Origin of the sequence: Actinomadura sp. KC216 (assembly GCF_004348535.1) — a bacterium.
Taxonomy (GTDB): domain Bacteria; phylum Actinomycetota; class Actinomycetes; order Streptosporangiales; family Streptosporangiaceae; genus Spirillospora.
Genome location: NZ_SMJX01000028.1, coordinates 25,688 through 45,892, shown reverse-complemented (window position 1 = coordinate 45,892; position 20,205 = coordinate 25,688). Strand labels below are relative to the sequence as shown.

The following is a 20,205-nucleotide window of genomic DNA, read 5'->3' as shown; positions in this document are numbered from 1 at the left end:
AGCCAGATGGGCCGGGCGGGTCGGACGCCGCGTCGGTGGCGAAGTCCGGCGTGCCGAGTTCCCGGGACATCGCCTGGGCGCGCGCGGCGACCAGCCTCCCGATCTTCTGCACCTGCGCGTCCGGGATCCGGAACGTCGGGCCGACGACGCTGATCGCGGCCGCGACGCTGCCGTCCGCCCAGCGCACGGTTCCGGCGATGGCCGTGACGCCGTCCTCCAGCGCGTGGCTCGCGGTGACGTAGCCGAGGTCGCCGCAGTGGCCGCGCAGCGCTGCGCCGATCGCGGTGCCCTCGACGGGCACGGTCCTGCCGAGCCAGCCGCTGTGCCGGATCGACTTGCCGCTCTCGGCCATGCGCGCGTACAGCACCGTGTTCTGCGGGCCGGCGACGCCCAGGTAGGCGCTCTCGCCCGCCTCGTCGCGCAGGGCGGCGAGGTGCGGTTCGGCGAGCCGGTACAGCGGGACGCTGCCCATGAACGTCACCGCCACCTGGATCAGCCGGCTCGCGCCGTGGTACGCGCCGTCCTCGTCCCGCCGCACGAACTCGGTCGCCTCCAGCGTGCGCAGCAGCCGGGACGCGGTCGCGGGCGACAGGTTGACCCGTCGCGCGAGGTCCACCAGGCCGAGGCCGTCGTTGGTGGCGACCTCCACCAGCAGCGTGAGAGCCCGCTCCACCGTGCGCGTCGGCGCTGGACCGTTGCCTGTCGACACCCTGTCTGTCCTCCGTGGTCGTTCCGGGAGCGAGTCTTGCCAGGTCCCCGGACCTATGCTTTCATCTAGTGACCTTCGATTTTTACTAGATGACAGGGTTGCAGATGAGAGCCGAGCTGTCCAGCGCCGGAGCACCGCCGCACAGCGACCTCCGGGTCGCGTTCCCGGCCGGGGCGGGCAGGGCTCGGCGGCCTCGCCTGGAACGTTCCGTCAAGGCGGGGAGGCGCGGTGCGTGAGCAGGTGGCCGCACTCGGCGGCATCCGGGTCCTCGATCTCGGGCGCGTGCTGTCGGCCCCGCTGTGCGGGCGGATCCTCGCCGACCTCGGCGCCGAGGTCATCAAGATCGAGCCGCCGTCCGGCGACGACGGGCGCCGTTTCGGGCCCTTCTACGACGGCGTCAGCAGCTACCACCGGCTGCTCAACCGGAACAAGCTCGGCATCGTGCTGGACCTGAAGTCCGACGCGGGCCGCCGGACGTTCACCGAGCTGATCAAGCGGGCGGACGTGCTCGTCGAGAACTTCCGGCCCGGGGTCCTCGACCGGCTCGGCTTCCCGCCCGCACGGCTGCTGGAGCTCAACCCGCGGCTGGTGGCGGTCGCCATCAGCGGCTACGGCCGCACCGGGCCGCTGGCCGACCGGCCCGCCTACGACCTGATCGTGCAGGCGGCGTCGGGGCTGATGTCGGTGACCGGCCCGGACGGCGGCCCGGCGGCGCGGGTGGGCGTCAGCATCGGCGACATCGTGCCCGGCATGTACGCCGTGACCGCCGTCCTGGCGGCGCTGCACGAGCGGGCGCGGAGCGGACGGGGCCAGTACGTCGACGTGGCCATGCTCGACGGGCTGCTGTCCATCCTGGAGTCCGTCGCGATGCGCGCGCTGCTCACCGACGAGCCGGTCGAGCCGACCGGCAGCCACCACGCGATCAGCGCGCCGTTCGGCACCTTCGCCACGCGCGACGAGCCGATCGCCATCGCGGTGGCCAACGACACCCTCTTCGCGAGCCTCGCCACCGCGCTCGGCCATCCCGAGTGGACCGGCGACGCCCGCTTCGGCACCGACGCCGACCGCGGCCGGAACCGCCACGAGCTGCGCAAGGAGCTGGAGGCGGCGCTCGTCGGCATGACCCGCGACGACGCGATCGCCGCGCTGTCGGACGCCGGCGTCCCCTGCGGGCCGGTGCTCGACGTCCGCGAGTCCCTGCGCCACCCGCAGGCCGAGGCCCGCGGCATGGTGCGCACCGAGGCGGACGGCTTCCCGACGCTGGGCAGCGGCTTCCGGATCGCCGGCTCGCGCGCGGACACCCTCCCGGCGCCCGCGCTGGGCCAGCACGACGACCTGATCGCCGGCTGGCTGGACGAACCGGTGCGCACCGGCGCCGGACGGGAGGGAACCGATGTTTGACCTGCTCGACGATCAGCGGCGGGAGTTCCGCGACACCCTGCGGGCGTTCTGCCGCAAGGAGGTGATGCCCGGCGCGGCGCGGCGCGACGCCGAGGCCGAGTACCCGGCCGAGCTGGTGACCCGGCTCGCCGGGATGGGGCTCATGGGCATCACGATCCCCGAGGAGTTCGGCGGCCTGGGCCTGGACATGGTGACCCAGGTCCTCGCGATGGAGGAGGTCGCCTACGCCGACGCGTCCCTGGGGTCGGTGTTCGCCGGCCACTACCTCGGCATGGAGACCCTGCGCCAGTTCGGCTCGTCCGAGCAGCGCAAGCGGTACCTGCCGGGCCTCGCCGCCGGGTCTCTCCGCGTCGCCTTCGCTCTGACCGAGCCGGACGCGGGCTCCGACATCAGCCGCATCCGGACCCGCGCCACCGCCGGGCCGGACGGCTGGACCCTGTCCGGCAACAAGACCTTCACCAGCAACGCGCGGGAGTCGGACGAGATCGTCGTGTTCGCCATGACCGAACCCGGCGCGGGGTTCAAGGGCATCACCGCGTTCCTCGTCGCCTCCAGCGCGGACGGTCTCGGCTTCTCCGCACCCATCGAGAAGCTCGGCATCCGCGGCGAGCACGCGTACGAGGTCTCCTTCGACGGCGTCCGGGTCGAGCGGGGCGCCGTGCTCGGCGAGCCCGGCGGGGGCGGGCGCATCGCGCTGGAGGTGCTCAACAGCGCGCGCATCGACGTGGCCGCGCTGGCCGGCGGCGTCGCCATGCGCGCGCTGGACCTCGCGACCGGGTACGCGTCGACCCGGGTCCAGTTCGGCCGGCCGATCCGCGAGCTGCAGGCGATCCAGCTGCTGCTCGCCGAGATCGACGCGCTCGTCCAGTCAGGGCGCCTGCACGCCTACCACGCGGCGGCGCTGCGCGACCAGGGCCGGGACGTCCGGCGGGCCGGGTCGATCGCGAAGTACGTGGCCAGCGAGAACTGCTTCAAGGCCGTGGACAGGGCACTCCAGGTCCACGGCGGCTACGGCTACGTGAAGGAGAGCGAGATCGAGCGTCTCTACCGGGACTGCCGGATCTTCCGGATCTACGAGGGGACCTCGCAGATCCAGCTGCTCACCATCGCGAAGCTCCTCGCCCGGCTCCACGACGAGAACGGAACCGTTGTCTAGCCCGGTACGGCCACAAGCCCACACCGGTCCAGGCCGTGCGCGAGACGGCCGCCCCCACCGTGCGTCCTCTCGCGGGCGGCTCGGCGTGATCACCAATCGTCCCTGTTCGGAGTTCTGCGATGGTTGAGATTCTGAGAGAGCCGGTGACCGGACGGAGCGTCTGGACGGCGGCCGACATCGGTGCCGAGGACTCCTACGCCCGGAGGTTCACCGAGGACGACCTCCAGGAGTTCGACCGGGCGCTGGCCGGCGTCCGGGAGAAGTCCGCGCAGGAGCTGACCAAGCGCGACTTCCCGCTGCCGTCGTTCTCGGAGAAGGTCCGCGACGTCCTGGACGAGCTTGAGCGCGGCACCGGTTTCGTCCTGCTGCGCGGCCTGCCGATCCACGACCGCTACAGCGTCGAGGAGGCCGCCAAGATCTACTGGGCGATCGGCCTGCACCTGGGCGAACTGGTGCCGCAGAACCGCAGGGGCGAGCTGATCGGGCACATCCGGAACCTCGGCGCCAAGGGCCACAACGCGCGCGGGTACGCGACCGCCTCGGCCGCCGCGTTCCACACCGACCAGACCGACATCGTCGGGCTGATGTGCCTGCGCCCGGCGCGCAGCGGAGGGATCAGCCTGGTCGCCAGCGCGATGGCGCTCTACAACATCGTCCTGGACGAGCACCCCGAGTGGCTCGACGTCCTCTACAAGCGGTTCCCGACCGACTGGGTCAGCGAGGAGCCGCCCGGCAGCCCCGGCTGGTACTACTCCCGGCTCTACTCCTACGTGGACGGGCTGCTGTCGGCGGCGTACCGCACCGGCCGGATCCTCAGCGCGACCCGGTTCCCGGACGTCCCGCGCCTCGGCGCCCGCGAGGTGGCGTGCCTGCTGTTCCTCGACGAGATCCCGACCCGGCCGGGGGTCGCGCTGGACATGACGCTGGAGGCCGGCGACATCCAGTTCGTCAACAACTTCGTGACCGTGCACAGCCGGACCGGCTTCGTGGACGACCCCGACGACCCGGCGTTCCAGCGGCACCTGCTGCGGCTGTGGGTCAGCCGCCCCGACACCGGACGGGTCGTGTGCCCCGAGTACCACTACTGGCGCAGCGGCATCTCCCGCCTGGAATGGGCGAGGTCGGCATGAGCGCCGAGATACCGAACCGGCCGGTGACGGGCCCGGGCGTGTGGACGGCCGACGATCTCGAGTCCGGCGAGCCGTACGTCCGGCATCTCACCGACGCCGACCTGGACGCGCTCGACCAGGACGCGCTCGACCGGGCCGCCGCCCCTGCCGACCTGATCGCCGAGCTGGTGGAGCGGCTGGAGAACGGGATCGGCTACGCCGTCCTGCGCGGCCTGCCGGTGGGGACGCGGTGCACGCCCGAGCAGGCGTCAAGGATCCACTGGACGGTCGCCCAGGGCCTCGGCGAGATCGTCCCGCAGAACCGGGACGGCGATCTGGTGCGCGTCCTTGAGGACGCCCACCACCCCGCCCAGCGCGGCGGGACCTACGCCAGCAAGGCCGGCGCGCCGTTCCACACCGATCCCACCGACGTGGTGAGCTACCTCTGCCTGGCGCCCGCGAGGAGCGGCGGCGCGCGGGTGGTGGCCAGCGCCGCGACGGTCTACAACGCGCTGGTCCGCGAGCATCCGGAGTGGCTCGACCTGGTCTACCGGGAGTACGCCACCGACTGGGAGGGCGAGCAGCCGGACGGCGAGCCCGGCTGGAGCCCGCGGCCGATCTTCTCCTCCGCGGGCGGCGTGCTGACCTGCTCGCTCGCGACCAGGCGGATCGTCAGCGCGATGCGGTTCGAGGACGTCCCGCGGCTCGGCGCCGAGGAGATGACCTGCCTGATGTACCTGGACTCGCTGCTGCGGCGCCCGGGGACCGCGGTCCATGTGGACCTGCGGGCGGGCGACATGGAGTTCGTCAACAACCACGCGGTGATCCACTCCCGGACCGGGTTCGTGGACGACCCGTCCGACCCGGACCACCAGCGCCGCCTGCACCGCCTGTGGATCAGCCGGGGCGCGGAGGGGCGCCCGCTCGTCCCGGCGCTCCGGCGATGGCGGGCCGGGCTGTCATGAGGGCCGCGGAGTCCGCGCTGCGCGCGGCCGGGTTGTCGCTCTCCGAGGAGGAGATCGTCCGGCTCGCCGCCGGTTACGACGCGCTGCGCGCGAAGGCCGGCGCGCTGTCGGCCCTCGACCTGCGCGACGACCCGCCGGTCGACCCCGTCGCCATGACGCGGACCCCCGCGCTACCAGGCGAAGGCGCACGCCCATGACGACCCAGGCCCTGCCGCTCACCATCGAGGACGCCGCCGCGGCCCTGCGCACCGGCGCCCTGACCTCGACGGCCCTGACCCGGACGGTGCTCGACCGCATCGCCCGGCTCGACCCCGCGCTCGGCGCCTACGTCACCGTCACCGAGGACGAGGCGCTCGCCGCGGCGGCCGGCGCCGACGCCGACTTCGCGCGCGGACGCGACAGGTCGCCGCTCCAGGGCGTCCCGCTGGTGGTCAAGGACCTCATCGCCACCCGGGACGCGCCGACGCGTGCCAACAGCGAGGTCCTCGCCCCCGGCTGGGGCGGCGGCGTCGACGCACCGGCGGTGGCGCGCCTGCGGGAGGCGGGGAGCGTCCTGCTCGGGAAGTCCACGACGAACGAGTTCGCGTGCGGCCTGCCCGACAGCACCACCCGCTTCCCGTTCCCGCGCAACCCATGGAACGCCGAGCACACGCCGATGGGCTCCAGCTCGGGAACGGCGATCGCGGTCAGCGCGGGGCTCGCCCTCGGCGGGCTGGGCACCGACACCGGCGGCTCGGTGCGCGGCCCCGCCGGGGCTAACGGCTGCACCGGGCTGAAGGTCACCTTCGGGCGGGTGCCGAAGAACGGCGTCGTCCCGTGCGCGTTCACCCTCGACACCGTCGGCCCGATGGCCCGCAGCGCCTACGACTGCGCGCTGATCCTCGACGCGGTCGCCGGCCACGACCCCGGCGACCCGTACTCCTCGCCGCTCCCGCCCGACCGCTACGCCGAAGGCGCGCGCGACGGCGGGGTCGAGGGGCTGCGCGTCGGCGTGCCGACCCGGTACTTCCTGGACTCGCCGCTGCTGGACGGCGAGGTCCGCACCGCCGTGCTGCGCGCGGCGGACGAGCTGGCGGGGACCGGCGCGACGCTCACCTACGTCGTCGTGCCGCACGCGCAGGAGGCGAACGACGCCAACAACATCACGTTCCTTTCGGAGGCGTTCGCCTACCACCGGAAGAACCTGGCCGGCAGGTGGGACGACTACGGGAGGACGACCCGCGAGCTGCTCGCGCGGGCGGCGTTCTTCACCGGCGCCGACTACGTCCAGGCGCAGCGGGTCCGGGCGCTGTTCCGGCGGGGCCTGGCGGACGTCTTCGCGAAGGTCGACGTGCTCCTCACGCCGGTGTCGTTCACGGCCGCCGCGCCGATCGCGTCGGCGGACCTGGCCGCGGCGCTGTTCCGGCCGGGCTTCCACGGCCCGTGGAACGCCTCCGGCCTGCCGGCGGCCGCCGTTCCGTGCGGGTTCACCGAGGCGGGGCTGCCGCTGTCGTTCCAGGTGGTCGGGCGGCCGTTCGCCGAGAGCACGGTGCTGCGCGTCGCCGACGCCTACCAGCGCCGCACCGACTGGCATCTGAGGGTGCCGCCCGCCGCACGCGACGGCATCGCCCGCCCGGACGCCGCCAGCCCGGACACCGCTCACCAGGACGCCGCTCACCAGAAGGACGTGCACCGGAACGCCGCTCACCAAAGGGGTGCACACCGGGGGTTCACAGGGTCTTCGCCCACCCCACAAGAAGGAGCAGGATGACATGTCTTCCCAGAGAACGCACGGCCGCGGCGGCAGGCGGGACCGGCGGGGCCCGATAGCGGCGGCGCTCGCGGTCGCCGTGGCCGTCGCGACCGTCACGGCCGCCTGCGGTTCGGACTCCGACTCGGGCGGTGGCGCGGACACCCTGGTCATCGCCGGCTGGGGCGGGTCGTTCACGGCCGCGAACAAGGAGTTCTTTTACGACCAGTTCCAGAAGGACACCGGGATCAAGGTCACCATCGCCACGCCCGGCGGCGGCTTCGCGGCGAAGGTCGCCGCGCAGCGCGCCGGCAACAACATCGAGTGGGACCTGCTGGAGGCGCCCGGCGGCGACACCTCGAAGCTCGTCTTGGACGGCAACCTGGAGAAGCTGCCCGACTCGCTGGTCAAGGAGATCACGCCGCTCGTGGCCGACGGCGCGATCCGGCCGGGGCCGTCGGAACCGTACTACCTCGACCACGGCGGCACGGTGAACCTGATCGGCTGCAACACCAAGCTGGTCAAGAAGTGCCCCACCAACCCGCGCGAGTTCTGGGACGTGAAGAACTTCCCGGGCACGCGGGGCATCACGGCCAACAACCCCATCTTCACCAGCCTGTTCGCGCTGGCGGGGGACGGCGTCCAGCCGGCGCAGTACTTCCCGGTCGACGTGGACCGCGCCATGAACGCGCTCAAGCGGATCAAGCCGAACGTGCAGGTCTGGTCGACGAGCCCCGCGCAGATGCAGCAGGCCGTCGTGGACGGCGAGGTCGCGATCATGCAGGCGCCCAACACCGTCCTGGTCTCGGCGATGAAGCAGGTCCCCCAGCTGAAGCTCTACTGGGAAGGCGGCCTGCTCTTCGACGAGGGCTGGTGCGTGCCCAAGGGCGCGAAGAACAAGGAGGCGGCGTTCAAGTTCATCAAGTGGTACGCCGAGCACCGCGAGGCCCAGGCCAGGTTCACGGAGAAGATCTACAGCGGCACCGGCGGGCGCGACATGCAGAAGTACCTGTCGCCTGAGGTGATCAAGAACCTCCCCATCAACAAGACCGGCGTCACCCTCGTCGACGGCATGGCGGGGGCCAAGCAGCAGCAGGAACTCGGAAAAGCGCTGCGCGAGATCCTCGTCGGCTGAAAGCGGGCGTGCCGGCGGCCTCGCGGCCAGGCCGCCGGCACGCTCCCCGCGCGCACGGATGGGAGATGACCAGGAGATGAGCACATGCTTCGGATGACCCGCCGAACACGCAGAAGGGGCTGGCAGTCCACGTTCTCCGGCCTGACCGGGCTGGGGCTGATCGCGCCCTTCCTCGTCGCCGCCGGCGTGTTCATCGTCTACCCGTTCGTCGAACTGCTGCGGACGGCGTTCGGCGAGCCCAACGGGTTCGGGAACGTCGGCGACTTCTTCCAGAGCCCGGCCGCGCGCCGGACGCTGTGGACGACCTGCCTCACCTCGCTGATCGTCACGGTGATCGTCGTGGCGCTCGGCGCGGTGCTGGCCTGGTCGCTGCGCACGACCAGGAGCCGGCTGACCCGGATGGTGATAGCGCTCGCCGTGTTCATGCCGCTGTGGATGGGAGCGGTGATGAAGATCTACGTCTTCACCGTCCTCCTGGAGCGCTTCGGGGTCGTCAACCGGACCCTGACGTCGCTCGGCGTCATCGACGAGCCGATGCAGCTGCTGCGCACCCAGTTCGCGGTCGTGGCGGGGATGACCTACCAGATGCTGCCCTACGCGGTGCTGCCGCTGTACGCGGTCTACGTCACCATCGACCTGAACCTCGTCCAGGCCGCCGAGAGCATGGGCGCCTCGCGGGTGCGGGCGCTCCGCGACGTGGTGGCGCCGCTGGCGCTGCCCGGCCTGCTGGCCTCGACGGTGATCGTCTACGTGATCTGCGTCGGGTACTACCTGACGCCGGTCCTGCTCGGCGGCGCCACGGCGCCGTTCACGGCGAGCCTCATCGCCGACGACATCTTCAACCTGTTCGAACCGGCGCAGGCCGCGGTCGCCTCGGTGCTGCTGCTGATCGTCGCCGGCCTGGTCATCCTCGGCGGGCTCCGCCTGGTGGGCCGGGAGCGGCTGCGGAGGGCGCTGGGATGACGACCGAGACCCTGACCTCGCACGCCCCGCCCGAGACCGCGCCGCGGGCCGTCCGCGACACGGCCGGGCGCCGGGCCCTCACCCGCGGCGCGAAGGCCGCCGACCTGGTGGTGCGCGCGATCGCGGTGCTGTTCCTCGGCGTGCCGATCCTGTGCGTCGTCGTGCTGTCGTTCTCGAACGCCGAGGTGCTGCAGTTCCCGCCCGAGGAGTGGGGGCTGCGGCAGTACCGGTCGTTCCTCGGCTCGGACACCTGGATCGACGCGATGGTGCTGTCGTTCAAGCTGGCCACCGTTTCGGCGGCGATCTCGCTGCTGATCGGCGTCCCGGCGGTGTTCGCGCTGTACCGGTCGCGGCTTCCGCTGAAGGGGCTGCTCCAGGCCGTCGGCCTGAGCCCGCTCGTGATCCCGGGCGTCGCCTACGCCGTCGCGCTCTACACCCTGTTCGTCCAGTTCAGGCTGACCAGCAACATGGTGGCGCTGGTGCTGACCTACGCGGTGCACGGGCTGCCGTTCGTCCTGCTGATCCTCGGCTCGGCGATGGCCCGGCTCCCCGCGGAGACCGAGCTGGTCGCGATGACGCTCGGCGCGTCACGGCCGCGCGCCATGGTCGGGATCACCCTGCGGCAGCTGCTGCCCGCGATCGGCGCGTCCTACATCTTCGCGTTCATCACCAGCTTCGACGAGGCGGTGCTCATCAACTTCCTCGGCGGCCCGGGGACGGTGACGCTCCCGAAGGCCATCTTCGACAACGTCAAGACGGGACTCGATCCGAACATCACCGCGATCGCGACCCTGCTCATGGCGGGCACCGGCGTCGTCGGCTCGCTCGCGTTTCTGCTGCGGAGGAAGGTATGAACGTCAGGGCACGGAAGGAACCGCGGCCGGAGGAGGAGGCCGAGACGGGTCCCGGCCCCACCGCGCCACCCGCCTCCGCCGGGACGGAGGCCGGGCTCGAACTGCGCGGGCTCGTCAAGCGCTTCGGCGGCACGGAGGCGCTGCGCGGGATCGACCTCGTCGCCGACCGCGGCAACTTCGTCACCGTCCTCGGGCCGAGCGGCTCGGGGAAGACCACGATCCTGCGCGTCGTCGCGGGCTTCCTCGCGCCCGACCAGGGCGAGGTGCTCATCGCCGGGCGCGACGTCACCCGGATCCCGCCGGCGGCGCGCGAGATCGGCATGGTGTTCCAGAACTACGCGCTGTTCCCGCACATGACGGCCGCGGACAACATCGCCTACGGCCTGAAGATGCGCCGCTGGCCGAAGACCGACCGCGACCGGCGGGTCGCCGAGATGCTGGAGCTGGTCGGCCTGGGCGAGCTGGGCGGGCGGCTCCCGCGCGAGCTGTCGGGCGGGCAGCAGCAGCGCGTCGCCGTCGCCCGCGCGCTGGCGTTCCGACCGCAGCTCCTGCTGATGGACGAGCCGCTCGGCGCCCTCGACCGCGAGCTCCGCATGCGCATGGCGGTGGAGCTGCGGCGCCTCCACAAGGAGGCGGGCGCGACGACCGTCTACGTCACGCACGACCGCGAGGAGGCGCTGACGCTCTCGGACTGGATCGTCATCATGCACGACGGCCGCATCGACGCGGTCGGCACCGCCGAGGAGCTCTACACCCGTCCGCGCAACGCCTTCGTCGCGAGCTTCTTCGGCGGCCACAACGTCGCCGAGGCCTCCCTGGCCGGGGTCGACGGCGACAAGGCGCGCGTCGGGTTCGCCGGGTGCGACATGGAGGTCCTGTGCGGGCAGCCGCTGGAGCCGTCCGCCGAACGGGTCGGCCTCAGCATCCCCGAGGAGGCGCTGAGCCTGACGCCGTCAGGCCCGGCCCCGGCCCGCCTTGAGCTGCACGTCCTCGACGACCTGTACCTGGGCAACGGCGTGCGCGTCACGCTGCGCACCGGCGAGGGTGTCACGCTGCGCGCCACCCTGTCCCGCGACGCCCGCGCGTCGATCCGGCACGGCGGCACGCTGACGGCCTACCTGGACACGACGCAGGTCGCGGCGGTGCCCCATGAGCGGTAGCGGGCGGGCGTACCGCCAGCCCGCGCTGGACGACCTGCTGAACCCGAAGAGCGTCGTGATCGTCGGGCTGTCGCCGCGTCCGGGCTCGACCGGCCGCCGGATCCTCGGCAACCTCCGCCGGGCGGGCTTCGGCGGCGCGGTCCACGGCGTCCATCCGGGCGGCCGGGACGTCGACGGGGTCGCGGTGTACCGGACGCTCGCCGACGTGCCGGACACCCCGTCCGTGGCGCTGGTCTGCACGCCGAGCGACACCGTGCCCGCGCTGGTCGAGGAGGCCGGCGAGAAGGGCTGCCGGGGCGTGGTCGTCTACGCCTCGGGGTTCGAGGAGACCGCCGGCGGTTCGGCGCGGGCCGCCCGCCTGCGGGAACTGGCCGGACGGTACGGCATGAGCCTGGTCGGCCCGAACTGCCTGGGCCTGTTCAACCCCGGCCGGGCCCTGTGGCTGACCGGCACCGACTTCGGCGCGGACCTGCCCGCCGGGCCGGTCGCCGTCGTGTCCCAGTCGGGGTCGGGATGCATCCTGCTGGCGGGCTCCGGGCGGCTGGGGTTCTCCTACGTCGTCTCCAGCGGCAACGAGACCGTGACCGGGCTGGCCGACTACCTGGACTATCTCGTCCAGGATCCGTCCACCCGGGCGGTCGGCCTCGTGGTGGAGGGCATCGGCGACCCCGGCGGCGTCATGGCGGCCGTCCGGAAGGGGCACGACAACGGCGTCGCCGTGGTGGCCCTGAAGGTCGGGCGGACCGAGCTGGGAGCACGGAACGTCGCGTCCCATACCGGCGCGATCGCCGGGGACGCGCGCACCTATGAGGCGTTCTGCCGCCGCGCCGGGATCCTCGCGGTGGACGACTTCGACGAGCTGACCGAAGCGCTGGTCGGCCTGTCGACGTTGCGCACCGCCCCGGCGGGCGACCGCGTCGCGTTCGTCGGGCTGTCCGGGGGCGAGATCGGGCTGGTCGCGGATATCGCCGTCGACGGTGGCGTGCGGCTCGCGGAGCTGTCGCCGGGGACCCGCGAAGAACTCGCGCGGATCCTGCCGGGCTTCGCCACGATCGCCAACCCCCTCGACGGCACCGGCCAGCTCGTCGGCGAACCCGACAGGTTCGGACGGCTCGCGGCGGCGGTCGCGGACGATCCGGGCGTCGATCTCCTCACCGTCGTCCTGGACGCGCCGCCGTCGCTGGGCGATCGGCTGGCCACGTCCTACACCCGCCTGCTGGCCGCGCTGCCGGGCGTCCGGCAGCGCTCCGGCACGCCGGTCATGGTGCTGTCGAACTACGGCGGCGGGCTGCACCCGTTCACCGCCGACGCGCTCGCCGGCTCGGACATCCCCGTCGTCCACGGCACCCGCGCCGGCATGGCCGCGATCAACGCCGTGACCGCCGCGGCCACGTACCGGGCCCGCGTCGCCGACGAGGTCGAACCGGTCGAGCCCCGGACGGCCTCCTTGCAGGCCGTGCGGCGGGCCTTGGACGCGTCGCCGTCCAGGCAGGTGTCCGGCGAGGTGCTGGAGGAGCTGGCCGGGGAGTACGGGCTGCCGTTGCCGCGGCGGGCCGCCGCCGGCTCCGCCGCCGAGGCGGTCGCGGCGGCCGAGTCGATCGGCTTCCCGGTCGTGCTCAAGACGGCGTCGCCGAAGGTCGTCCACAAGAGCGACGTCGGCGGCGTCGCGGTCGGGCTGTCCACGCCGTCGCAGGTGCGCGACGCGTACGAGACCGTCGCGTCGTCCGTGGCGAGGCATCTCGGCGAACCAGCGCCGCTGGTCGTGGTGGAGGAGATGGTCACCGGCGGCGTCGAGGCGTTCGTCGGGTGCGGGCTCGACCCGGTGTTCGGGCAGGTCCTCGGGCTGGGAGCGGGCGGGACGCTCGTCGAGCTCCAGCCCGACCCGGCGCTGGCGCTGCCGCCGGTATCGCCGGACGAGGTGGACCGGATGATCGCCGGGACGCCGCTGGCGCGCCTGTTCGCCGGGTACCGCGGCGCGCCGCCGTCCGACGCCGGCGCGTTCGCCGACCTCGTCCTGCGCGTCGCGCGACTGGCCGCCGACCTGCGCGAGGCCGCGGTGGAGATCGACCTCAACCCGGTCGCCGTGCTCCCGCGCGGGCAGGGCGTGCGGGTGCTCGACCTCCGGATCGTCCAACCGCCCGAGACACGTTAGGACCGCTCCGCCATGGACTACGAAACCATCCTGTACGAGGTGGACGACGCCGTCGCCACCATCACCCTCAACCGGCCCGAGGTCATGAACGCGCTGTCGTCCGACCTGGAGCGGGAACTGCACGACGCTCTCCGCGGCGCGGGAGCCGACCCGGACGTCCGCGCGATCGTCCTCACCGGGGCCGGACGGGCGTTCTGCTCCGGCTACGACATGGCGGCGGTCGACGGCGGGAACGCGCCGGACCCGGCGTCGCGCTACCCGGCGGACGTCATCGGCGGCTGGTACGAGCGCAACCAGGCGGAGCTCGACCACCTCAGGGAGATCTGGAGCCTGCCCAAGCCGGTGATCGCGGCGGTCAACGGCTGGTGCATGGGCGGCGGGTTCTGGTACGCCCTCGCCTGCGACATCACCATCGCGTCCGGCGCCGCCGTCTTCGCCCAGCCCGAGGTGCGGATGACGTCCAGCTCCATCTTCCTGTTCGCGGCGCTGTGCGGGTGGAAGAACGCCAACCGCTACGCGCTGACCGGCGACCACTTCGACGCCGCCGAGGCGCTGCGCATCGGCGTGGTCAACGAGGTCGTCGAACCCGGCGAGCTGCTGCCCGCCGCCCGGCGGCTGGGCCGGCGCATCGCGCAGGTGCCCGCCGCGTCGGTGCGGCTGAACAAGGCCATCACGATGCAGGGCCTGCGCGCGGCCGGCATCGACAGCGGGCTGCTGCTCAACGGCGCGCTCAACGCGATGGCCCACTCGTCCTACGGGCCGGAGCGCGAGCGGCTCAACGCGGCGAAGGCCGAGGGCGGCCTGCGGGCCTTCCTCGGGGCCCGCGACGACCCGTTCCGGCCCGAGCCGTTCGGGCCGCGGTCCGCCGGGGCGGGCGAGTAGGTGGCAGCCCACATGATCGAAGGAGAAGCGATGGCGGGACCGCGGACGGTCAGGGCGCCCCATGGGCGCGAGCCGACCTGCAAGGGATGGGCGCAGGAGGCGGCTCTGCGCATGCTCATGAACAACCTTGACCCGGACGTCGCCGAACGGCCCGACGACCTCGTCGTCTACGGCGGCAACGGCCGCGCCGCGCGGTCCTGGCGGGACTTCGACGCGATCGTCGCCACGCTGCGCCGCCTGGCCGGCGACGAGACGATGCTGGTGCAGTCGGGCCGTCCGGTGGCCGTGTTCCGCACGCACGAGTGGGCGCCGCGGGTGCTGATCTCCAACGCGATGATCGTCCCGGAGTGGGCGACGCTGGAGGAGTTCCGCCGCCTCGAAGACGCCGGGCTGACGATGTTCGGGCAGATGACCGCCGGGTCGTGGGCGTACATCGGGTCGCAGGGCATCCTGCAGAGCACGTTCGAGACGTTCGCGGCGGTGGCGTCCAAGCGCTTCGGCGGAACGCTGGCCGGCACGCTGACCGTCACCGCGGGCCTCGGCGGCATGGGCGGCGCGCAGCCGCTCGCGATCACCATGAACGGCGGCGCGGCCCTCTGCGTCGAGGTCGACCAGGCGAAGATCGGCCGGCGGATGCGGCTCGGCTATCTCGACGCCCAGGCCGACGACCTCGACCACGCCCTGGACCTCGTGCTGGCGGCCCGGGACGAGCGGCGCGCCCTCTCGGTCGGGCTCCGTGCCAACGCCGCCGAGGTCCTGCCAGAGATCGTCGCGCGGGAGGTCCCCGTCGACATCGCCACCGACCAGACCTCGGCCCACGACCCGCTCCTCTACGCCGTCCCCGGCATGTCGCGGGAGGAGGCCGACGACCTGCGCGCTCACGACACGCGGACCTACGTGCTGCGCGCCCGCGCGAGCATGGCCGACCACGTCAAGGCGCTGTGCGCGCTGCTCGACCGCGGCGCCGAGGTGTTCGAGTACGGCAACGGGCTCCGCGTGGAGGCCGACCTCGGCGGCTTCAAACGGGCGCTCGACTACCCCGGCTTCATCGTCGCCTACATCCGCCCGCTGTTCTGCGAGGCGAAGGGGCACTGCCGCTGGATCGCGCTGTCCGGCGACCCGGCCGACATCGCCGTGATCGACGCGGCGATGCTCGACGAGTTCGCCGACAACCCGTCCGTCACCCGGTGGCTGCGGCTGGCGGCGAAGCACGTCCGCGTGCAGGGGCTCCCGGCCCGCACCTGCATGCTCGGCTACGGGGAGCGCGCCCGCGCGGGACGGGTCATCAACGACCTCGTCCGCGACGGGAAGGTCAGCGCGCCCGTCGCGATCGGGCGCGAGCACCTCGACTCCGGATCGGTCGCGTCCCCCTACCGGGAGACCGAGGCGATGATCGACGGCAGCGACGCCATCGCCGACTGGCCGGTGCTGAACGCGCTGCTCAACGCGTCCAGCGGCGCGACGTGGGTCGGCGTGCAGCACGGCGGCGGCACGGGCATCGGACGGTCGGTCCACACCGGGATGGTGGTGGTCGCCGACGGCACGCCGCTCGCCGCGCTGCGCGTCGAGCGGGTGATGACCAACGACCCCGGCAGCGGCGTGGTGCGCCATGCCGACGCCGGCTACGAGCGCGCGGTCGAGTTCGCCGCCGAGCAGGGCATCTGGATGCCGAGCCTGGACGCCGCGGCGCCCCGGAACGGCGAGGCCGCAAGGGAGGGAACCCCATGGACGCCGCGCCCCTGAGCGACATCCGCGTACTGGAGTTCGGCCACTACATCGCCGGGCCGTTCTGCAGCCAGATCCTGGCCGACCAGGGCGCCGACGTGATCAAGGTGGAGCCGCCGGACGGCGACGCCAGCCGCGGCACCGAGACCCTGTCGTACAACGACGTCTACTTCCACGCGCTGAACCGTAACAAGCGCAGCGTCATGCTCGACCTGAAGTCCGGCGCGGGCCAGGAGGCGCTGGTCACGCTGCTGCGCTCGGCCGACGTGGTGGTCACCAACTACGCCGTCGGCATCCCGGAGCGCCTCGGGTTCGGCCACGTGCGGGCCCGGGACGTCAACCCGCGGCTGGTCTACGTCCACGCCAGCGGGTTCGGCAACGACAGCCCGTACGCGAAGCGGCCCGCCTTCGACGGCATCATCCAGGCGATGTCGGGCCTGGTGCACCTGACCGGCGAGCCCGACGGGATGCCGATGCAGGCGGGCCTGTTCGTGCCCGACCACGTCACCGGCCTCTACGCCGCGCTCGCGGTGATGTTCGGCCTCAGCCGGCGGGAGGCCACCGGCGAGGGCTCGTTCACCGACCTGAGCATGCTCGACAGCATGATGTCGCTGCTGGGCCCGTGCCTGGCGGAGGCGGTCCAGCTCGGCGCGAGCCCCATGCGGGTCGGCAGCAAGGTGCGGCGCTCCTACGCCGGCACCTACACCGCGGCGGACGGCTACGTGTACCTCGCGCCGATGACCCTGCGGATGTGGACGGCGCTCGCCGGCGTGCTGGACGCGCCGGAGCTGCTGCCGTACTTCGCCGCGCCGGCCGCCGACACCCGGCTGGACCACCGCGACGAGCTGGACCGCACCATCGAGGCGTGGACCCGCGCGCGTCCGGTGGCCGAGGTCGTCGCGCGGATGGGCGACGTCGGCGTGCCCTGCAGCCCGATCTTCAGCGTGGACGCGCTGGCGGCCGACCCGCACGTCCGGCACCGCGGGATGGTGCGGTCGATCCCGCTGGAAAGCGGGGTCGGCGAGGTGATCGTCCCTGGCTCGCCGCTGCCGGTGGTCGACACGGCGTTCGCCGCGGGGCCGCCCTCGATCGGCCAGCACAACAAGGAGATCCTCGGCATCGCCCCGGGGCCGGGCCCGTCCGCCCCCTGACGTTTGATACCGTCCAGAATGTATGGTTTGTAGTGAACTGTCGGTGGGTGGGAGGGGTGGACGTCCATGGGGAGGCAACCGCTGAGCTGTCCGTTCTTCCTGGCGGTCGGGCTCAGGCCGCGGCCGGACGAGCCCGAGACGGAGCTGCGTGCACTCGCCGACCACTACGACACGGTCCATCTCGCGGAGGTCGTCCGTCTCAACGAAGGGTTCGTCAGCGGCGCCCGGTACGAGCTGACCAGCCCTCTGGACGACGAGACGGTCCCCTCCTGGCTGGCCGTCTACGGGATCGGGAACGAGGAAGCCGCGCGCCGCTTCCTCGACCGGCAGGGTGAGCGGCGGCCGGTGTACACGCCAGGCCCGCCCGCGTTCTCCCGTGCCGCGGTCGTATGGCGGATGATCTGGGAGGGGGCCGGGTGCGTCGGAACGCCGGATCTGTCCCCTGGCAAGATCGCGATGGTCGGGATGGACCCGGCCGGGGACGCGACGGACGCCGAGATCGCGGAGTTCGACGACTTCTACACGCGCACGCACCTTCCGGAGATCGTCTCGAAGCTCGGGTACGACCGGGGTACCCGCTTCCTGCTCTGGCACGAGTTCAGGCATCCCGCACCAGGGTGTCCCCGGTACAACGCGGTCTACGAGGCGGAGGACCCGCGTCCGAGACCGCCCGGCGTCCCACCGCTCCAGCCCGGGCCGCGCGCCTGGGAGGAGCGCCAGGTCAGGTGGCGGGTCATCTACAGGCGAGCGGCCTGAGCGGGTCAGGCGGAGGGAGACGGATGTCCTTGGCGACGATCAGGGTCGGCCGGACGCGCGTGTCGCACGTGAGCGACGGCGTGGCCCGCGGGCCGCGAAGGTACTGGTTCACCGGCGCCGAACCGGCGGAACTGATGCCCGCCATGGGCGTCACCGACCCCGCCGCGCCGGTGACCGTGACGTACGGCGGGTTCGTCGTCACGGGCGACGGGCAGGTCACCGTGGTCGACGTGGGCTACGGCCACCGCGCGCACGAGATTCCCGGGCTGGAGGGCGCGGGCACGATGCCCTCGGCGCTGGCCGGGCTCGGCATCGAGCCCGGCGACGTCGACCATGTCGTCCTGACGCACCTCCACGACGACCACTGCGGCTGGCTGATCAAGGACGACGAGGGCTCACTCACCTTCCCGAACGCGACCGTGCACATCAACGAGCGCGAGTTCGCCTACTGGACGGGCGACGAGGTCGACGTCATCGAGGCCAACCGGAACATGGCCGGCAACGTCCGCCCGCGGCTCCGCGCCGTCCAGAGCGCCGGGCGGCTCCACACCTACGACGGCGAACTCGGGCTGTCGGAGCAGGTGACCGTCCTCCCCACGCACGGCCACACACCGGGGCACGTGTCGGTCCTCGTCGCGGACGGCGATGACGCCGCGATCCTGGCGGGCGACCTCCTGCACCATCCCGTGCACGTCCAGCATCCGTGCTGGCTGCCATCGGTCGACTACGAACCCGCGGAGTCGGTGCGCAGCCGCCGGCGGATCACCGCCCTCGCGGCCGACCGCAACGCGGTGATCCTCGCCCCCCACTTCCCCATCCCCACCGTCATCGACATGGACCGCGACCCGGCCGGCCGGGTGCGGAGCACGGTTCGCCACGAGATGGAGGACGCGACATGAACCCGTCCGATCCCCGGATCGCCCTGGCCGAGTAGTACGAGACCTTCCCCGCTTCCCCCGGGACCGTCCACCTATCGCGTGACTGCCGTCGCGTTGACGGGCGGGCCGTAGATCTGGGCGCCGAGGGACTGGCCGCCGTCCGCGGTGAGGACCGTGCCGGTGACGTAGGCGGCGCGGTCGCTCAGCAGCAGGCCGGCCAGGTCGCCGCGTCCGATCACGGTCACCGACGCACCGAGGCGGGCGAGGTGGAGCGCGGTGGCCGCGCCGATGCCGGTGCCGCCTCCGGTGACCAGGTAGGCGCGGCCTGCCAGTGACTCCATCTGCTCTCCTCGGGTGCGTCGGGAGTTGTCAGGACTTCGCGAATTCCTGGAAGCGCTTCAGGACGGCGTCGCGGTTCTTCCCCCACCATTCGGCGTCCTGAAGGAACTGCACCTCCACGTTCTGGGGGTGGGACGGCAGCGTCTTCGCGAACTCCTTGTCCATGAGGTCGAGGGCCTTGGCGTTCGACGGGCCGTTCGGGTACTTGCTCCACACGCTCGCCTGGATGTCGGGGCGGACGGAGAACTCCATCAGCTTGAAGGCGTTCCCCTTGTTCGGCGCGTCCTTGACGACCGACCAGGCGGCGAGCTGGAACATGCCGCCGTTCCAGGTGAAGTCGAGCGGCGCGCCCTTCTTCTTCAGCTCGCCGATGCGGCCGGAGAAGATGCTGGACGCGCCGACCTGCTTGCTGACGAGCATCTGGCCCGGCTGGGCGCCGGTCGTCCACCACTGCGGCACGTTCGGCTTGAGCTTGCCGAAGCTGCGGAACGCGCGGTCGACGTCGATCGGGTACACCGATTTCATGTCGACGCCGTCGCCGATGACCGCGAACTCCATGTCCGGCGGGACGCCGTTGTCGGCGCCGCGAAGCGAGCGGCGGCCGGGGAACTTGCCGGTGTCCCAGAAGTCGGCCCAGCCCTCCATCTTCTTCCCGGCGCCGACGACCGAGGTGTTCCAGGCCATGACGATCGAGAACAGGTAGTAGGTCAGCCAGTTCTTGTCGACGTAGGACGGGTCGATGCCGGGAATGCTGAGCAGCCTGTCCGGCAGCGGCTCGAAGTACTTGCGGCCGATCGGCAGGACCGTGCTGGGGCCGCCGGCGATCAGGTCCCATTCGATGTTGCCGGTCTCGACCATCGCCTTGATCTTGGCGGGGGTCGGCGGGCCGGCCACCACGACCTCGATCCCGGTCTCCTTGCTGAACGGCTCGAAGATGTACTTCTTCTCCGCCTCGACGAGCGCGCCGCCCCAGTCGGCGACGACGACCTTCTTGCCGCCGCCGCCCCCGCCGGAGCCGCCGCAGGCGCTGAGCAGCGGGGCGGCGGCGATGCCGCCCGCCAGCAGGACACCGCCGCGCAGGATGTCGCGGCGGGCGAGCGGGGAACTCTGTGATCTTCCGGGGATCTTCATGGGAATCGTC

General features: G+C 72.5%; 19 protein-coding genes. 16 read left to right on the top strand and 3 right to left on the bottom strand.

Features of this window, described 5'->3' with window-relative positions; all coding sequences use genetic code 11:
• On the bottom strand, positions 1 to 709 hold a 709-nt coding region (locus tag E1264_RS07715; protein ID WP_165964058.1), incomplete at its 3' end, for a helix-turn-helix domain-containing protein.
• A 228-nt stretch (positions 710 to 937) separates the two neighbouring features.
• Between E1264_RS07715 and E1264_RS07710 the strand changes: the two genes are divergently transcribed.
• The 16 genes from E1264_RS07710 (at position 938) to E1264_RS07640 (ending at position 18,746) form a co-directional block, all read left to right on the top strand.
• Complete coding sequence (locus tag E1264_RS07710; RefSeq protein ID WP_132171043.1) at positions 938 to 2,110, top strand: CoA transferase; 1,173 nt, start codon at positions 938 to 940, stop codon at positions 2,108 to 2,110.
• Positions 2,103 to 3,266, top strand: a complete 1,164-nt coding sequence (locus E1264_RS07705) for an acyl-CoA dehydrogenase family protein (RefSeq protein WP_132171041.1) — start codon at positions 2,103 to 2,105, stop codon at positions 3,264 to 3,266. The genes E1264_RS07710 and E1264_RS07705 overlap by 8 nt, the downstream gene beginning before the upstream one ends.
• Positions 3,267 to 3,385: 119 nt before the next feature.
• Positions 3,386 to 4,396, top strand: a complete 1,011-nt coding sequence (locus E1264_RS07700) for a TauD/TfdA family dioxygenase (RefSeq protein ID WP_132171039.1) — start codon at positions 3,386 to 3,388, stop codon at positions 4,394 to 4,396.
• A complete protein-coding gene (locus tag E1264_RS07695; RefSeq protein ID WP_165964057.1) occupies positions 4,393 to 5,340 on the top strand; it encodes a TauD/TfdA family dioxygenase in 948 nt (315 codons plus the stop codon). The genes E1264_RS07700 and E1264_RS07695 overlap by 4 nt, the downstream gene beginning before the upstream one ends.
• Positions 5,337 to 5,537: a hypothetical protein gene (locus E1264_RS07690; protein ID WP_132171035.1), complete on the top strand. Its 201-nt coding sequence runs from the start codon at positions 5,337 to 5,339 to the stop codon at positions 5,535 to 5,537. The genes E1264_RS07695 and E1264_RS07690 overlap by 4 nt, the downstream gene beginning before the upstream one ends.
• Positions 5,534 to 7,090, top strand: coding sequence for an amidase (locus tag E1264_RS07685; RefSeq protein ID WP_207935777.1), 1,557 nt, complete (start codon positions 5,534 to 5,536; stop codon positions 7,088 to 7,090). Before E1264_RS07690 ends, E1264_RS07685 begins: the two co-directional genes overlap by 4 nt.
• A 1-nt stretch (position 7,091) precedes the next feature.
• Positions 7,092 to 8,204: an extracellular solute-binding protein gene (locus E1264_RS07680; protein WP_132171033.1), complete on the top strand. Its 1,113-nt coding sequence runs from the start codon at positions 7,092 to 7,094 to the stop codon at positions 8,202 to 8,204.
• A gap of 84 nt (positions 8,205 to 8,288) precedes the next feature.
• Complete coding sequence (locus tag E1264_RS07675) at positions 8,289 to 9,167, top strand: ABC transporter permease (protein WP_132171031.1); 879 nt, start codon at positions 8,289 to 8,291, stop codon at positions 9,165 to 9,167.
• Positions 9,164 to 10,021, top strand: coding sequence for an ABC transporter permease (locus tag E1264_RS07670; protein WP_132171029.1), 858 nt, complete (start codon positions 9,164 to 9,166; stop codon positions 10,019 to 10,021). The genes E1264_RS07675 and E1264_RS07670 overlap by 4 nt, the downstream gene beginning before the upstream one ends.
• Entirely contained in the window at positions 10,018 to 11,181 is a 1,164-nt protein-coding gene (locus E1264_RS07665) for an ABC transporter ATP-binding protein (RefSeq protein WP_132171027.1), read from the top strand. The genes E1264_RS07670 and E1264_RS07665 overlap by 4 nt, the downstream gene beginning before the upstream one ends.
• Positions 11,171 to 13,333 carry an acetate--CoA ligase family protein gene (locus tag E1264_RS07660; RefSeq protein ID WP_132171025.1) on the top strand — a complete coding sequence of 721 codons (2,163 nt, stop codon included), beginning with the start codon at positions 11,171 to 11,173 and terminating at the stop codon, positions 13,331 to 13,333. The genes E1264_RS07665 and E1264_RS07660 overlap by 11 nt, the downstream gene beginning before the upstream one ends.
• Positions 13,334 to 13,345: 12 nt before the next feature.
• Positions 13,346 to 14,215, top strand: a complete 870-nt coding sequence (locus E1264_RS07655; RefSeq protein WP_132171023.1) for an enoyl-CoA hydratase/isomerase family protein — start codon at positions 13,346 to 13,348, stop codon at positions 14,213 to 14,215.
• A gap of 30 nt (positions 14,216 to 14,245) precedes the next feature.
• A complete protein-coding gene (gene hutU / locus E1264_RS07650) occupies positions 14,246 to 15,958 on the top strand; it encodes a urocanate hydratase (RefSeq protein WP_132171021.1) in 1,713 nt (570 codons plus the stop codon).
• Entirely contained in the window at positions 15,940 to 17,091 is a 1,152-nt protein-coding gene (locus E1264_RS07645) for a CoA transferase (protein WP_132171019.1), read from the top strand. Before hutU ends, E1264_RS07645 begins: the two co-directional genes overlap by 19 nt.
• Before the next feature lie 66 nt (positions 17,092 to 17,157).
• Entirely contained in the window at positions 17,158 to 17,847 is a 690-nt protein-coding gene (locus E1264_RS43195) for a hypothetical protein (RefSeq protein WP_165964056.1), read from the top strand.
• A gap of 23 nt (positions 17,848 to 17,870) precedes the next feature.
• Positions 17,871 to 18,746, top strand: coding sequence for an MBL fold metallo-hydrolase (locus E1264_RS07640; protein ID WP_165964055.1), 876 nt, complete (start codon positions 17,871 to 17,873; stop codon positions 18,744 to 18,746).
• A gap of 71 nt (positions 18,747 to 18,817) precedes the next feature.
• Here E1264_RS07640 and E1264_RS07635 read toward each other — a convergent pair whose 3' ends face one another.
• Both E1264_RS07635 and E1264_RS07630 read right to left on the bottom strand, forming a co-directional pair.
• Complete coding sequence (locus E1264_RS07635; RefSeq protein ID WP_132171015.1) at positions 18,818 to 19,066, bottom strand: hypothetical protein; 249 nt, start codon at positions 19,064 to 19,066, stop codon at positions 18,818 to 18,820.
• 28 nt (positions 19,067 to 19,094) lie between these two features.
• Positions 19,095 to 20,195 carry an ABC transporter substrate-binding protein gene (locus E1264_RS07630; protein WP_132171013.1) on the bottom strand — a complete coding sequence of 367 codons (1,101 nt, stop codon included), beginning with the start codon at positions 20,193 to 20,195 and terminating at the stop codon, positions 19,095 to 19,097.
• Positions 20,196 to 20,205: the final 10 nt, after the last annotated feature.

Bases quoted from the DNA above. Each gene is read 5' to 3' on its own strand.
- E1264_RS07640 (WP_165964055.1), top strand. From the start codon at position 17,871: ATGTCCTTGGCGACGATCAGGGTCGGCCGGACGCGCGTGTCGCACGTG.
- E1264_RS07675 (WP_132171031.1), top strand. From the start codon at position 8,289: ATGCTTCGGATGACCCGCCGAACACGCAGAAGGGGCTGGCAGTCCACG.
- E1264_RS07655 (WP_132171023.1), top strand. From the start codon at position 13,346: ATGGACTACGAAACCATCCTGTACGAGGTGGACGACGCCGTCGCCACC.
- E1264_RS07705 (WP_132171041.1), top strand. From the start codon at position 2,103: ATGTTTGACCTGCTCGACGATCAGCGGCGGGAGTTCCGCGACACCCTG.
- E1264_RS07685 (WP_207935777.1), top strand. From the start codon at position 5,534: ATGACGACCCAGGCCCTGCCGCTCACCATCGAGGACGCCGCCGCGGCC.
- E1264_RS07680 (WP_132171033.1), top strand. From the start codon at position 7,092: ATGTCTTCCCAGAGAACGCACGGCCGCGGCGGCAGGCGGGACCGGCGG.
- E1264_RS07630 (WP_132171013.1), bottom strand. From the start codon at position 20,195: ATGAAGATCCCCGGAAGATCACAGAGTTCCCCGCTCGCCCGCCGCGAC.
- E1264_RS07660 (WP_132171025.1), top strand. From the start codon at position 11,171: ATGAGCGGTAGCGGGCGGGCGTACCGCCAGCCCGCGCTGGACGACCTG.
- E1264_RS07635 (WP_132171015.1), bottom strand. From the start codon at position 19,066: ATGGAGTCACTGGCAGGCCGCGCCTACCTGGTCACCGGAGGCGGCACC.
- E1264_RS07695 (WP_165964057.1), top strand. From the start codon at position 4,393: ATGAGCGCCGAGATACCGAACCGGCCGGTGACGGGCCCGGGCGTGTGG.
- E1264_RS07700 (WP_132171039.1), top strand. From the start codon at position 3,386: ATGGTTGAGATTCTGAGAGAGCCGGTGACCGGACGGAGCGTCTGGACG.
- hutU (WP_132171021.1), top strand. From the start codon at position 14,246: ATGGCGGGACCGCGGACGGTCAGGGCGCCCCATGGGCGCGAGCCGACC.
- E1264_RS07645 (WP_132171019.1), top strand. From the start codon at position 15,940: ATGGACGCCGCGCCCCTGAGCGACATCCGCGTACTGGAGTTCGGCCAC.
- E1264_RS07690 (WP_132171035.1), top strand. From the start codon at position 5,337: ATGAGGGCCGCGGAGTCCGCGCTGCGCGCGGCCGGGTTGTCGCTCTCC.
- E1264_RS43195 (WP_165964056.1), top strand. From the start codon at position 17,158: ATGGGGAGGCAACCGCTGAGCTGTCCGTTCTTCCTGGCGGTCGGGCTC.
- E1264_RS07665 (WP_132171027.1), top strand. From the start codon at position 10,018: ATGAACGTCAGGGCACGGAAGGAACCGCGGCCGGAGGAGGAGGCCGAG.
- E1264_RS07670 (WP_132171029.1), top strand. From the start codon at position 9,164: ATGACGACCGAGACCCTGACCTCGCACGCCCCGCCCGAGACCGCGCCG.